Here is a 15,752-nt window from a genome sequence, read left to right on the forward strand (position 1 = left end):
CTTTAAAAATTAGCGTTCAGCCCAAAGGTGAATGCGCGGGAAGTAGGGTAGCGGCCGTTATCCACGTTATTGATCAGAGGGTTCTGGTTGAACGAGCCCACTTCGGGGTCGTAACCGGAGTAATCGGTCAGGGTGACGAGGTTTTGTCCACTCACGTACACGCGTAGGTTCTCCATCCCGATACGGCGGGTGATCAACTCGGGGAAAGTGTAACCGAGGCTGACGTTTTTGAGGCGAATGAAAGTGCCATCCTCGATGAAGCGGTCCGAAATCCGTGTGTTTGCGTTCGGGTCGGTGGCAATTGCCCGCGGAATGGTTGTGCTGGGCTCCGCCGGGGTGTAGCTGTCAAGAATGGCCACCGACTGGTTGTTGAAGCCTTCGAAGCTTTCGGTTTTGCGGCGCACCATATTCAGGATTTCGTTTCCGAAAACGCCCTGAATCAGGAAGCTGCAATCGATCCCCTTCCAGGCAAAGCGGTTAGACAGGTTGGCGGTAAAGTCGGGCAGTGGATTACCGATAAAAGTCTGGTCTTCGGCGTTGATAATCCCGTCGTCGTTGAGGTCTTTGAACTTGATGTCTCCCGCGCGGGTGTCGATGCTCTGGAAGGGGGCTTCGTCAACGTCGGCAGGTTCCTGAAAGATGCCGTCCATCACAAAACCGTAAAACTGACCGATGGGGTGGCCCACTTCGGTGCGCGTTACGGGCAGTCCCTCTACGGTTGCAATCAAACTTCCGTTCGAGCCGAGATTGGTCACCTCATTGGTTGACTTGCTGAAGTTGAAAGAGGTGCTCCAGTCAAACTTACCGGTTGTGTTCTGGGTATTCACCGTAAGCTCAAAACCGTTGTTGGTGATCTCGCCGATGTTGACGATCGGAGCGCTGAGACCTCCTGTGGTTGCCGGCAGCAGGGCGGGCAGGAGGTTTCCGTCGGCCCGCCTGGTGTAGTAATCGGCAATGATCTCGATGCGGTTATTGAACAGGCCAAGGTCGATACCGAAATTGGTCTGGTAAGAGCTTTCCCACCGCACGTCGGGGTTGGGGATGTTGTTGGGCGCGAAGGCGGTCACGATCTGATCGCCCTGTACTGCCGTCACCGCGCCTACGTTAGCGTAGTAACTGTACAGGCCAATTTCCTGGTTGCCCACGGCACCGTAGCCAATCCGTAGTTTCAGGTTGTCGAGCTTCTCAAAATCCGCCAGGAACGACTCGTTGCTCAGTCGCCACGCAAAGGCGGCGGAGGGGAAGACGCCATACCGGTTGTTTGCACCGAACCGGCTGGAGCCATCGGCCCGCAGCGTTGCCGTTACCTGGTAACGGTCACTGAAGGAGTAGTTCAGGCGGCCGAAGTAAGAAAGGAGCGCAAAATCTCCGGTGCCTCCGCCCGTTTGTTGTTGGCCGGCGTCACCGAGGTTCAGCGCGATGTTCGTATTGTTCGGCAGGTCATTACGGCTGGCGAACAGAAATTCGTAGCCGCCCTCCTGAGCTTCGAAACCGAGCAGCCCGGTTACGTTGTGCTTCTCGGCAAATGTTTTGTTGAAGGTCAGCAGGTGTTTATTGATCCAGAAACGGTTTTCGTTCTTATTGATGGTCAGGCTGGAACGCTGACTGATTTGTCCGCGCTCGTAAGAAGGCTGGAAGGTGCTCTGGCCCGCAAAGAGGAGGTCGGTACCGAACTCCGTGCGGTACTTCAGGAAGGGTAGGAGGTCGGCCTCGAAATAGAAGTTGGCCAGCAGGCGTGTTTTCCGGCTCACATCCTGGGTTTCAAGGGCGCTGCTGACGGGATTTATGAAGTTCAGCTCGATCTCGTCCTGCGGAGCGGCGAAGGTTCCGTCAGCGTTCCGTACCGGCGCAGCCGGTACATACAGCAAGGCCGTGTAAACCACACCGCGGCTGTTGTCCTGTAGGGTAATATCTTCCTTGGTGCGTGCTACCAATAGGCTGTTGCCAAGCCGTATTTTGTCGTTGATTTGATGGTCGAGGTTAATCTTAGCGCTAAAGCGATTGAATGCCGACCCGATCACGATGCCTTCCGTGCGGGTAAAGCCCCCCGACACGGCAAATTGCGTTCGCTCTCCACCTCCGCTCAAGGTGAGCTGAGCGTTGCGGTTGTAGGCTCTGCGGAATATCTCGTCCTGCCAGTCGGTCCCCTCGCCGAGAAGGTCGAGGTCCTGAAACTCCTCGATGGGGTTGAAGGCACTTCCGTTATAGTACTCGGCATATTCACGCAGGTTGAGCACCTCTACTTTTTTGGCAAGTTTCTGGGTGCCGATGTAGCTCTCGAAAGAAACTTTGCTCCGTCCCGCTTTGCCCCGCTTGGTGGTGATCAGCACGACACCGTTGGCGCCACGTGCGCCATAAATCGCGGTGGCTGAGGCGTCCTTAAGGATTTCGATCGACTCAATATCGTTCGGATTGATGGTATTAAGGGTGTTATTGGACTGCACGTTGCCCTCAATGCCGTCGTAAGACGAGCGGCTCACGCCGTTATCGTTCACAACGGGGATGCCATCGATCACGTAAAGTGGTTCGGCCGTCAGGGTAGACCCGATGCCCCGCACGCGGATAGAAACAGAACCTCCCGGTGCTCCGGAGTTTTGCGTTACCTGAACACCCGCCGCACGACCCTGAATTGCCTGGTCAAGACCGGTAACCGGAACTTCCCGCAGGGATTCGGAGGAGATGCTGCTCAAAGAGCCGGTCACATCCGATCGCTTCGTTGTGCCGTACCCTACCACAACAACTTCGTCGAGTTGTTTGGCGTCGGGCTCCATCTGCACGTTTAGTACGCCCTGGTTGCTCAGTTTGTATTCGACGGTCTCGTAACTAAGGTAGCTGAACACGAGAATGTCGCCGGTTTCAGCAGTAATGACGTAGTTCCCGTCATAGTCGGTAATACCACCACTCGTCGTCCCCTTAACAATGATGTTTACCCCGATCAGAGGCTCATTTGTTTCAGCGTCGGTTACCGTGCCGGTGATGGACCGAACAGACTCTTCGACGCTGCTACTGCCGGAGGCAGCCATGGCGGATAAAGAAGTAATAAGTACCAGCGACAGGGCCGTACTAAAATAGTAAAAAATCTTCATGCTCGACTTAAGTAATTGCGTTGTTTAGAAAAACAAAACTTGTAATAATCAGGCTTTAGCCCATGCCAATATAGAGAAAAAGAGTTCCAGTTTTTCAACTTTTAAGGCTCATCTAAGCCCATAAATCGCATCCGGCGACAGCAGGAATGGGGCGCTTGCTTAGTTGCAATCGATTGAACAGAAATGCAGATTTTTTTATTCTTTTTGAAGATCAGAAGGCTTTAGGTGCGGGGACGCAGGTGCAAAATTTGTTTATGTGGTGCGGACGTCTCTGCTAAACACCGTTCTCCGGAGGGGCGCTTCAGGCCTCATCTGACAGTAGGGTAGAGCCTTGGTTTGCTATACTGTCTAAGCATCGGAGGACTCTCCGCATAAACGAAGACTGATCTCCCTCTCCAACAGTTAACTACTACCTCAAAATAATGGGTGATGCTGCTGATTTTTCACACAAGAATACTATGATCAGTTCCAGATGGATCAAGCAGAATTTGATTTTAGTACCTGTTTCCATACTACTGGACATTTCGCTTCGCCGCTTCTTCGAGGTTTGGTTCCCTCTCCGCTGAGCCTTAGGCGAGCACGAAGTACTGCGAAGCAAACCTTGCCGGAGAGGGCGAGGGTGAGGTGGAAAATCAAAAATGTCCAGTAGTCTGACCTATTTCAATGATGGGTTAGGGTTGAAGTGTAGGGTGTTCCCTCTGATACGAAATCGTCGAGGCTGATTCTGGCTCAAAAAAGATGTGCTCTCAAACTGTTAGTTTTGGGTTACGAAGCACAAAACACAGATGAGAGCACGCCTCAAAGCTAAGGCACAGCGGTGGAAATCAGCCGCTCTGCGCACCACAAAAAAACAACGCCTCTATCGGGAGCGGTTACGGCGTTGTCACCGCCGTATTGATCGGCTGGAAGCACGAGTACAAGAACTGGAACAAATTAGTCAGCCCCGCCCTAGAGCCAATCACACTTATCCGGCTCAAATGGTAGCCCTGGCTGTTTTCATGGTCACTCAGGCGCAAGTTTCTTTGCGTGGGACAGCTAAGACGATTGGCTACTATTCTAAGCTTATGGGTTGGCCTTTCAGTGCGCCCGGCCATGTGACCGTTCTACGCTGGGTACTGCGCGCAGGACTCTATCAGCTCAATACCTCAGCCAAACATCGCCGTGGCCACTTCGCGGGTATTCTGGATGAAAGCATTTCTCTGGGGGGCGAGAAGTTACTACTCTTTCAAGGCGTCAACTTATCGAACGGAGGTCAGGAAGAACAACCACTTACGGGTCGTGATGTCGAGGTGCTGGCTATGCAAGTCAGCCCGAGTTGGAAAGCTGACGGTGTAGAGCGCTATCTGGAAGGGGCGATTGCTCAAAGTCGAGAGATGAAAATAGATTATGTAGTCACCGATGGTGGTAATAATCTGCGCAAAGCTTTGGCTGACAAAGCTATAGATCAAGTGGGCGACTGTACTCACTTACTCATGAACCTGGTTAAAAAGCAGTACAAAGACAACAGCTTACTAAGCGAACTTTGTGCTCAAATCGGCACCCTTCGGCGCCAAACGCTACTAGGACGCTATGGCTTCCTGGCCCCACCAACCCTACGGGACAAGGACCGCTTTCTGCGTATTTTCAACATCCTGGACTGGGTAGTTAAGATTGACGGTGCTCGCTCCTGGAGGGGTGTCAAAGCTGGCCATTAGCACCATTGGCGATCCGAGGGTGAAGGTAGATGGTAAGCACCTCAAGGAGTCGAGTAGAGATTTTGAGACCCTTATCAACGACATCAGAAAACAAATACAGTAGCACCTGAAGATTTTAAGAAGAGTAGTCTTATCTTCGGCCGTTACACCCTTTCGTATGAATATTTTTGAAGTCCACCACCAAATAATCCAGGATTACCGAAGCTACCTTGAAAGTTTTATGCTTATGAAGGATGCCCGGGTAGCGGAAACCATCAGGGAAAGATTGAATGATGGAGCTTTATTTCCCGAACCGCTCATACAGTTCAATCCCAGTTTTGAGTACGGCAAATCATTAGCGGAACTTACGAAAGACGATCTGCTCCATCCCGAACTAAATAAAATCTTTTCCGGCTACCAACTCTACCGCCATCAGGTCGAAGCACTAAAACTTGGCACCGCTGGAAAGGACTTCATCGTTACCTCAGGTACCGGATCGGGAAAATCATTAACGTACATCGGGACGATCTTCGACCGTATTCTGAAACAGCGACAAGCCGGCTCTTACCGCCCCGGCATCAAGGCCATCATCGTTTACCCGATGAACGCCCTGATCAACAGCCAGACGGAGGAATTCCGAAAGTACGCCGTGAACTATCTCCGCAAGGATGCGCCAGCGGGAATGGACCTTGAAGAACTCGATAAACTCTCCGATAAAGAAGCACTCGACGCGCTGGAAAAAGCAACCGGCAAAATGTTCCCCATCTCCTTCGCCCAATACACAGGTCAGGAAGCCGGTCAGGTAAAGGCCGAGATCAAGGATAATCCACCGGATATTCTGATGACAAACTACATGATGCTGGAACTCATCATGACCAGGGTGGGGGAGGAAGCCCTTCGCATGTCCTTCCGTCAGCATCTTGACTTTCTGGTGTTCGACGAACTGCATACTTACCGCGGGCGGCAGGGTGCAGACGTTGCCATGCTGATTCGCCGAATACGTGCTTTTACGGGGCGGGATGTCCAGTGCATCGGAACGTCGGCAACAATGTCTTCGGGTGGAGACGACCTTGGAGCGCAGCAGGATGAAGTCGCTAACGTTGGGCAGTTAATCTTCGGTAAACAATTTGCAAGAGATCAAATCATCAGTGAATACCTGCGGCGGGTGACCGACTGGCGCGGCCTTACACCAGGCCGTGAGGAAGTCGCCATCGTGTTGGACCAAGGGATTGAACAGGACGGCGACGAGGCCCAACTGCGCTGCCACCCGCTGGCTCTGTGGCTGGAAGATCAGGTCGGGCTGGAGCAGATTGGTTCCGATTGGCTACGCCGCCGTAAGCCCTTCGCTAAATCCAAGGCAATTCAACTATTGGCCGAGCATGCTCAGCGCCCCTTCGCGCTGGCGGAAAAGGCATTCGAAGACCTACTCACCTGGTCCGAACGGATCAACGTTGAGTTGAAGCAGCAGGGAGAACGCCGGGCATACTTCCCCTTCCGGTTGCACCAGTTCATCTCACAAACCGGCGGTGTTTACGTAACGCTGGATCACCCGGACGACCGGGAGATTACCCTCGAAGCCGGACATTTCATTCGTAACGACAGGGGGGAGGATCAGCGGTTGTATCAAATCGTATTCAGTCGCACGAGTGGCCACGAATTCATCTGCGTCCGTAAAGACCCGGAGAGCGGTAAACTACTGGCGCGGGATTTCAACGACTACCTCCACGACGACGAAAACGACCAGCAAGTAGCCGGGTACATCATCCCCCAAGGGGAGGGAGAAGACCCTATATGGTACGAAGAACTGATTGAGGAGCTGCCAAGCGCCTGGACCCGCGTATATAAACGACAGAACAACCGCCTGGGCGTAATCCCGAAGTACCGCCACCGCGTTCCCAACCCGATTTACTACAACGAGCAGGGACAGTACGCCGACGAACCCGACCGGATCGCCAGCCCCCGCTTCGGCTGGTTTATGCCGGCAAAGTTATTGTTCGACCCAACCAGTGGAACCTTCTTTGACGCTAAATCAAGCGAAGCTTCCAAGCTGATGCGGCTCGGTAATGAAGGGCGAAGTACCGCTACTACTACGCTATCGCTAGCCACCACGAATGCGCTCGCCCAAGCGGGCGTGATTCCACAGGAACAAAAGCTCCTCAGCTTCACTGATAACCGCCAGGATGCAGCACTGCAGGCGGGCCACTTCAACGACTTTGTCAGCATCGGCCGCATCCGTTCCGCAATCTGGCACGCACTTGAAGATCGGACTGAAGGTCTGACCGTGCACAACGTGGCCCAGGCAGTATTCGATGCTCTGCAAATTCCGCAGTCCGAATACGCGATCAAGCCGGTGGAGAGTGGAGGACGCCGACGGGACAACGAAGCTGCTCTCAAAGACTACCTGCTCATCCGCATCCTGCAGGACCTGCGGCGGGGCTGGCGGTACACCATGCCCAACCTGGAGCAGTGCGCTTTGCTCGACGTACGTTACCGTTACCTCGAAGAAGAGCTTACCAACGAAAGTAACTGGGAGGAACTTCCGTTGCTGCAAAGTATGACCATCGACGAGCGCCGGGAGTTTCTGATCCAGACACTCGATTTCATCCGTACGAGCAACGCTATTCACCACCGTTTTTTCTTTAGCGAGGAAGCCATTGTTTCTAACCGAATCAAGGACAAGCTGAAGGGACAGTGGACGCTGGGACCGAATGAACGGCTGGAAACCCCAAATTACATGCGGGTCACCAGCGTAGGCAAGCCCAAAGGCCGGGCGCCGCATACCGCGAGTATCGGAAAGTTGAGCAACTGGGGGCGGTACGTAGGGGCGCGATCGCAGGTGCAGGGGCTGGGGAAAATGAGCAAGGAGGAGTTCGAAACCTTCGCCGATAAGCTGATGGCCGTACTCGATCGCCAGGGCTTTGTTCGTAGTGAGCGAATCAGCGGAGAGAATGGGGAAACTAATGCGTATATCCTCGAAGCTGACGCTATCGAATGGTGCCGTGGAGACCTGGAAACCGTACGCCCCGACCGGGTACGTAACCGAACTTACTCCCACGGCTACACCCCCCGCCCTAACGCCTATTTTCAGGATTTCTACCGCCAGGATTTTACGGTAAAGGAACATCTGATCGCCCATGAGCACACCGGTCAGGTCAATCACGCTGAACGCGTAGAGCGGGAAGAATTATTCCGCAAGGGTAAAATGAAGGCCCTGTTCTGTTCACCTACTATGGAACTCGGGGTCGATATCAGTAACCTCAACGTCGTCCACCTGCGCAACGTTCCGCCCAACCCCGCCAACTATGCCCAGCGGAGCGGGCGCGCGGGCAGGAGTGGCCAGGGCGCGCTCGTAATCACCTACTGCTCCCAGCTCAGTGCCCACGACCGCCATTATTTCCAGCACCAGAACCAGATGGTCGCCGGTGCCGTCTTTCCGCCCCGCATCAATCTGGAGAACGATGAACTGCTCAAAACGCACATCAACGCCAGTTACCTCCTCGAAGCAGGGCTGGACCTGGGAAGTGCCGTTCCCAATATCATTGATATGCACGCGGAGAAGCTCCCGCTCCGGGAGGAGTTCCGCGAACCGATCGATGCCGGACACAACGATCGAGCAGAGCGGGTGCTGCAACTGTTCCGGCGCATCCTCGCCGATGATACCAGCCTGAGCGGGGCGCTGCCAGAAGCTACCCTGAAGACCTATATCAATGAAGCCCGACCCGCCTTCAGCGCTGCCTTCGACCGCTGGCGCACGCTCTACCGTAAAGCCATCGCCCTGATGGACGACGCCCACCGGATCAAAACGGGTGCTCTTTACCACAAAGGCTCCGATGAGCGAAAGCAGGCCGATGCCAACTACCGCTCCGCCGAGCGACAACTGACCGACCTGAAAAACGACACCGGAACCAGCAGCGCCTTCTCCGAATTCTACCCCTTCCGCTACCTCGCCGGCGAGGGCTACCTGCCGGGCTATAACTTCACCCGTTTGCCGCTGCGGGTTGCCATCAACGGCTACGAGTCCTCTCAGTTCCTCAGCCGGCCCCGGCTGTTGGCTCTGCGGGAGTTCGGTCCCCGTAATATCATCTACCACAATGGCCAGGCTTATGAGGTTAACCGCCTCAACCTGACCGATATCGAGAACCACAAGGTGCGGGCTAAAGTCGCAACCGCCTCCGGCTATTTTCTTGCCGGCGACGAGATGAACCGGGAAACGGACCCCATCAACCCCAACGTCAACCTCAACGCCGGCGGCGGAGAACTGCTCACCAATCTCGTTGAAATGGTCGAGTCCGAAACCCGTATCCTCCAGCGCATCAGCTGCGAAGAGGAAGAGCGCCGACGCACCGGTTACGAAATCGAAACCTATTTCTCGCTGCCAAACGGTCTGGCGGGATGTGATAGAATCTTCGTTAAGTCTGGTGACGACGACCTACTGGAGATCTTTTATATGCCGACCGCAACGATCATTGACGTCAATAAATGTGAGCGGCGTACTAAGCAGACACAGTTCCTGATCGATAAGGTTTACGGCTACTGGAAAAAGGAAAAAGACCAGGAGAACGATACCGAGGGGCATATCGTTCCGGTCAGCCTCTTCTCCAAAATGACGACTAATGCGATCTATATCCAGCCCACAAAAAAACTGGGGCTCGACGAAGCGCAGGTCGTTACCTTGAAGTATGCCCTCAAACGCGCGATAGAAGAACGTTATCAGGTAGAGAGTAATGAGATCGGCGTACAACTGATGGGGCAGGACGAGGTCGCCAATATCATGATCTTCGAACGGAGCGAAGGAAGCCTGGGTATTCTCGGCCAGCTGGCCCGCCAACCCGGAGAGTTTCACGCGGTAGTCAAGCAAGCCCTCGACATCTGTTTTCCGCCGGACTACGACGGCGACTACAATGAGCTGCCACCGGCAACTTATAATGACTTGCTCAGCTACTACAACCAGCGCCACCACGAAGTTATTAACCGCCACGAGATACACGATGTGCTGAAGAGCCTCTTCGAGAACACCCGCATCGAATTGGCCGGCCGGAATACCGTTGGCGATTACGACACCCACTATCAGCACCTCCTCGCCACCTACGACAAATCGTCCAGCACGGAACTGCGTTTCTTGGAGTATCTCTACCAGCATGGTCTCCGCCTGCCGGATATCGCCCAGCCCCGCCTCAGCGATGACCACGGCCTCTACGTCATGCCCGATTTTCAGTACGACAAACATGTCTTCGTCTTCTGTGACGGAACGCCGCATGATACGGAAGCCGTGCAGCAGGAGGACCGCAAAAAACGCCGCGCCATGAAGGCCAAAGGCCTGCGCGCTATTATCTATCATTATCAGGATGACCTGGCCAGAATTGTTCAGGAAAACGCTGATATTTTCACTCCTGTAAGACAGCCAATCACTACCAATTAAGGGGAAATGAATATACTGGAAGATATTGAAAAACGGATTGAGCGGGAGGAGCAATTTGCCATCCCGGAGCCAGTGATGTCGCACCTGGAAAACATGAAGCCGGATAATAGCTTTTTAGGAACAGTGGTGCTCGGGAAGTATGTTTTACCGGTAGTTTTTGCCAAAATATCCACCCGGACTGCCCGGAAAATAGGGTTTGTGGAAGGGCAGTTTTTACAGCCGAACTATAAGTGGAACATGATTGAAGACGCGAACCACGATTTGGTGGGGACACTATCCCTGATGCGGAACAAAAAGCGGTCTTTACACCTCGCTATGGACCCCGCCCATAAGGCTACCCTGGATTTCCTGTCGGCCATCAAAAAGTACGAATGCTTTTTTCTGGATCTGACCGTCGTGGGGAATGGTAATTTGTTCGGAACGACGGAACTCATGGAAGTTGACGGGGAACACCTGGATTGGGTGAAACGCAACCTGCTGCGCTGTCGTGATACGTCCGCAAGTAATGATTGGCAAGCTCCCTTCAAAGCTTTCCTGAAATCTCACTATACGGAGTGGGGAGACCAGAGCCTGCAACTCGTACAACTCGGTGCCAGGTTGGCGGACGCTCGTTTTGCGGAAGTACTGATTACCAGAGGAGAGACCGACCAGGCCCCTGATCTGAGTTACCTGAAGCACGAGGGCAGCGTTTTTAATTTCGACTGGATTCGCGAAGAACATGACATTCACATAGTCGACGATGAAGGTTTGTTGACGGATAACGAACAACTGAGAAGTGATTTTGCGCAACTGCGCCAATCTTCTCTGACAATAGACGATGTACGCAGGCGCCTGGAGCGTATGCGCCTTAAGTATCCGAAGGAGCCGATTATTCTGGGCGCATTGCTGAAGATTTATAAACCAGACGGAGGTAGCAGTCAGGCCATGAATTCAGTGCTCAAGGAATTGAGCTTGCTGGGAAAAGATAATTTGATGGCGGAGTTGCTTTTACTGACTCATCTACCACCCAACATATTCAGCAATATTATTCTGAAAGAGTGGGAGTACAACGAGGCCGCCGACAAGTTAGCTGCGGACCGGCCCCTTAGCGTAGATGAATTCCTGCTGTTCGAACAACTGATGATTACCGCACTCGTGGAACATGATCGTTTGCCGGAGGCCATCCGACGGTTTAGCCGCCTGGTGGGCTTTGCGCCAAAGGAAAAGTTTGTCCAGCTACTGGCGGAGGAGATCGTCCGCAAAAAGATCGATCATCAAATCAAAAGCGTCCGCAAAATTCCCGCTTCCAACTGCATTGATTGTTGGCCGGAAGCCACACCGCCAGCCGTCAGGCTATTAGATGACGCTTACCGGGATCATATCTCTTACCTGAAAAGCGAACTAAAGAAAAAGGGACTTGCCGTCGCTCCCGAACCCGTCCGGCAAAAGGGCACAAAAATCAGTCGTAACGCTCCCTGTCCCTGCGGTAGCAACAAAAAATATAAACGCTGCTGCGGCAGATAAGCACCTGATAAATCATGAACAACGCCACCGAACTCAAACCCGGAAAACTAGTCCGACTCCGCCAGCGCGACTGGGTCGTCCAGCCCAGCGACGACCCCGAAGTACTGCGCATCAAACCCCTCGGCGGAGCCGAAGAGGAAACCACCGGTATCTACCTGCCCTTCGGTTTCCCTAACGAGGAAATTAAGGAAACCTACTTTCCCCTCCCCGTAGCCACCGACCACGGCGACCTCGCCAGCGCCCGCCTGCTCTACGACGCCGTCCGCCTCGGTTTTCGGGACGCCTCTGGGCCGTTCCGCAGCATCGCCAAGTTCAACTTCGCCCCCCGCGCCTACCAGATGGTACCCCTCATCATGGCGCTGAAGCAGGACGATCCGGTGCGGCTGTTCATCGCCGACGACGTCGGTATCGGCAAAACGGTCGAAAGTCTCATGGTGGCCCGCGAGCTCATCGACCGGGGGCGCATCAGGAACCTCGCGGTCGTATGCCCACCCCACCTCTGCGAACAGTGGCAGCAGGAAATGGCCGAAAAATTCGGTATTGAGGCCGTCATCATCCGCAGCAGTACGGCGGCAACGCTGGACCGCAAAACACCGGGCGACACCAGCGCCTTCGCCTACTATCGCTTCCAGGTAGTCAGTATCGACTACATTAAGGCCGATAAGCGGCGCGACAACTTCATCAGCGACTGCCCGGAGCTGGTCATCGTCGATGAGGTCCATACCGCCAGCGGCGGGCAGGGCAAAGGCCGCCAGCAACGCAACCACCTGCTGAAGCGGCTGAGCGAAAAAGCAGACCAGCACCTCGTCCTCCTCTCCGCCACACCCCACTCCGGGAAGCCGGAAGAGTTCCAGTCTCTGCTTGGCCTGCTTAAGCCGGAGTTTGGCGACATCCAGCTCAACGCCTCAACGGATAAGCAGCGGCGCAGACTCGCCCAGCACTACGTCCAGCGCCGCCGGGCCGATATCATTAAGTGGGACGGCGACAAGTATCAGGAGACCACCCACTTCCCCGAAAAGACCAACGTCGAGGTGTCTTACCCCATGAGCCCGGAATACCTGGAACTGCAGTACGACGTGATGCAACTCGCCCAGGTCATTGCCGGAAAGGACGAGGAAAAGAAGGTCCGTAAAACCCTCAATTACTGGACGGCCCTCGGCCTGCTGCGGGGCGTGATGAGCTCCCCCGCCGCCGGCATCAGTATGCTCGAAAACCGAGCCACCCGGCAAATCGAAGCCGACGAGGAAGACTTCGTGGATGAGAGCGATAACCCCGTTTTTGACCGGGATTTCGCCGACGGAGAGGACCAGGAACCCCTGCTCTTTAGTCCTGCCATTGCACCTGCGGCCGCGCCTGATGATGAGTCGGGAGCAGGGAGTCTGGTGTCGGGAGTCATCGGTAATTCATACCAGCATGAACTGTCCGTGAAGCTGGCTGACATCGTCCGGAAAGGGCTGGACCTGAAGATAAAAGAGCTGGTGAAGCTGATCAAAAAGTGGCACAAAGAGGGCTTCAACCCCATTGTGTACTGCCGCTACATTCACACCGCCGAATACGTCGGGGAAGCGCTGCGGGAAGCCCTGCCGAAAAAGGTCGGCGTAGCCACGGTGACCAGCAAAGTGGCGGACGAAGCCCGCGAGGAAGCCGTTGAAAAGCTCGGCGAAAGCCCCGTGCGCGTTCTCGTGGCCACCGACTGCATGAGCGAGGGCATTAACCTGCAACGTCACTTCACCGCCGTAATCCACTACGACCTGCCGTGGAACCCCAACCGCCTTGAACAGCGGGAGGGCAGGGTAGACCGCTTCGGCCAGTCGGCCCCCGAGGTGCGCACCGCCCTGCTGTACGGTAAAGACAACCCGATGGACGGCATCGTGCTGAAGGTACTGCTGCGCAAGGCCCGCGAGATCAAAAAAGCCATCGGCGTCAGCGTGCCTTTCCCCGAAAACAACCAGAGTATCATGGAGGCCGTCACCCAGGCGGTCCTGCTGCGCAAAGCACCCGCCACGACGGCCCGCCAGCTGGGAATGTTCGACAACCTGCCGGAGGTCGAAGCCGGCGCGGCGGAGGTGGAGGCGACTTACCGCAAGATCGAGGACGTAGAAAAAGCCACCCGCTCTATCTTCGCCCAGCACGCCGTCAAGGCCCAGGAAATCGACCAGGACCTCGATCAGGCCATCCGCCTGATCGGTAATATGGAAAGCGTAGAGCAGTTCACCCTGGCCGCCATCCGCCACCTGGGCGGCAACTACTCGGCCCAGGGCGCGGGCTTCCGCATCGAAAAAACGGGCCTGCCCTTCTCGTTGCACCACCTGTTTGGCGACGACGAGCACCTCGCCGTCAGCTTCGCCACGCCCACCCCCGAAGGCTTCCGCTACGTGGCCCGCAACCACCCCCTGGTCGACACCCTCGGCCAGCTGCTGATGGATGAAGCCCTCACCGGCGGAGACACCCGGGCCGAATACCGCGTGCGCCGCACCGCCGTCATCCGAACTAAAGCGGTGACGGAGGCCACCACGGTACTGCTCCTCCGCGTCCGCAACGTGATCGAAAGCCTGGCAACCAGGCGCCAGCTCGTGGCCGAGGAACTCCTCCTCAAAGCCTACCGGGGCATCCCGCCCGACGACGTCCGCTGGCTGGAAGAAACCGAGGCCCTCGCCCTCCTGCAGGCCGAGGCCACCGCCGAAGTCGCCGACCGCGAAAAAACGGAGTACCTCGAAGACGCCCTCGACGACGTCGGCGGGCCGCTCAAAGCTACCCTCGATGCCTTCGGCCGCCAGCAGGCCGAACACCTCGTGGAAGCCCATGACCGCTTCCGCGCCGCCGTGAAAGGCAAGCGCTTCCAGGTCGTCGAACCCATTTTGCCCATGGACCTGATGGGCGTCTACATCTTTGTCCCTGACCTTACCTAAACCCCTGACATGGCTACCAATTTCCCCTCCGTTACCATCCAGGGTAACGTCCTGACCTTCGATTCCCTCCAGCAAATCGCGCTCGGCAAAGACGCCGGCAATATGCCCAAACAGGCGGCCCGCGACTACGGTTTCCCCAGCGAGGAGGCCCTGCGCCAGGAAATCCAGCGCAACTGGGCCGACGCCCTCGATCAGTACGGCATCTTCCAGCGGCAACTCGAACGGCTGGCGGACGGCGCAACCGGCGTCAGCGAAACCCGCAGCCGCTGGTTGCTTCCCTTCCTGAGCCTGCTCGGCTACGACGTGCGCGTCACCGGCAAAGCGCAGGTGATCGACGAGCGGCGCTACGCCATCAGCCACGCCCTGGCCGCGGGCGAGCATGGCGGCTTTCCGCTCCACCTCGTCGGTGCGCGCCAGAGCCTCGACAAGCGGACCGACGGCAAGCTCAGCCCCCACGCCCTCGTACAGGAGTACCTCAACCGTCACGAAAACCTCTACGCCCTGGTCAGCAACGGTAAGTTCCTCCGCCTGCTGCGCGACAGCTCCAACCTGACCAAACTCAGTTACGTAGAGTTCGATCTCACGCGCATGTTCGAGGAAAAACTCTTCCCCGATTTTGCTCTCCTCTTCCGCCTCCTGCACCTGAGCCGCCTGCCCACGGAACCCAGCGTGGGCACCGACAGCATCCTGGAAAAATACCACCAGGAAGGCCTCAAATCCGGCAGCCGCATCCGTGATAACCTCAGCGAAGCCGTCGAAAAAGGGATCGTGCAACTCGGTACCGGACTGCTGCAAGACAAACAGAACGCAGCGCTGCGCGACTGGGTGGAAGCAGCGGGAGAGGCCGCCCCCCGCACCTACTACAACCACCTCCTCAAACTGATCTACCGCCTGCTGTTCGTGATGGTGATCGAGGAGCGGGACCTAATTTTTCCCAAAGCGAAAGAGGGCGCGGCCGCGGGTGCAATGGAAGGACAAAGGAGCAGTGCACGAGCGCAGCGAGCAGAGGCGTCTCCCCTCTCCCGAGGAGAGGGGCCGGGGGCAGGGCTAACGCATACTATCTAGAAAAACTTTATCACGGGCCTTATCGGACCACATCGCTCGCATTCGTTTATGCTTAACACCAGCTTTACTGGGTCCATCAGCGTGTAAATTGATACTC

6 protein-coding genes are annotated in these 15,752 nt (G+C 55.7%); 5 read left to right on the top strand and 1 reads right to left on the bottom strand.

Going from position 1 to position 15,752, the window contains the following annotated elements:
* Positions 1 to 2: 2 nt before the first annotated feature.
* Entirely contained in the window at positions 3 to 3,086 is a 3,084-nt protein-coding gene (locus FUA23_RS16940) for a SusC/RagA family TonB-linked outer membrane protein (RefSeq protein WP_147931950.1), read from the bottom strand.
* A gap of 785 nt (positions 3,087 to 3,871) precedes the next feature.
* Between FUA23_RS16940 and FUA23_RS16945 the strand changes: the two genes are divergently transcribed.
* From FUA23_RS16945 to FUA23_RS16965, 5 genes are all read left to right on the top strand, one after another.
* A complete protein-coding gene (locus tag FUA23_RS16945) occupies positions 3,872 to 4,780 on the top strand; it encodes a hypothetical protein (RefSeq protein WP_147931951.1) in 909 nt (302 codons plus the stop codon).
* 157 nt (positions 4,781 to 4,937) lie between these two features.
* Positions 4,938 to 10,178 (top strand): DEAD/DEAH box helicase, encoded by a 5,241-nt coding sequence (locus tag FUA23_RS16950; RefSeq protein ID WP_147931952.1) that lies wholly within the window; start codon positions 4,938 to 4,940, stop codon positions 10,176 to 10,178.
* Positions 10,179 to 10,184: 6 nt separating this feature from the next.
* Positions 10,185 to 11,681 carry a YecA family protein gene (locus FUA23_RS22605; protein ID WP_222707055.1) on the top strand — a complete coding sequence of 499 codons (1,497 nt, stop codon included), beginning with the start codon at positions 10,185 to 10,187 and terminating at the stop codon, positions 11,679 to 11,681.
* Positions 11,682 to 11,695: 14 nt separating this feature from the next.
* A complete protein-coding gene (locus tag FUA23_RS16960) occupies positions 11,696 to 14,590 on the top strand; it encodes a helicase-related protein (RefSeq protein ID WP_147931953.1) in 2,895 nt (964 codons plus the stop codon).
* Positions 14,591 to 14,599: 9 nt separating this feature from the next.
* Positions 14,600 to 15,655 (top strand): hypothetical protein, encoded by a 1,056-nt coding sequence (locus FUA23_RS16965; RefSeq protein WP_147931954.1) that lies wholly within the window; start codon positions 14,600 to 14,602, stop codon positions 15,653 to 15,655.
* Positions 15,656 to 15,752 lie beyond the last annotated feature (97 nt).

This window comes from Neolewinella aurantiaca, from assembly GCF_008014675.1.
GTDB lineage: Bacteria > Bacteroidota > Bacteroidia > Chitinophagales > Saprospiraceae > Neolewinella > Neolewinella aurantiaca.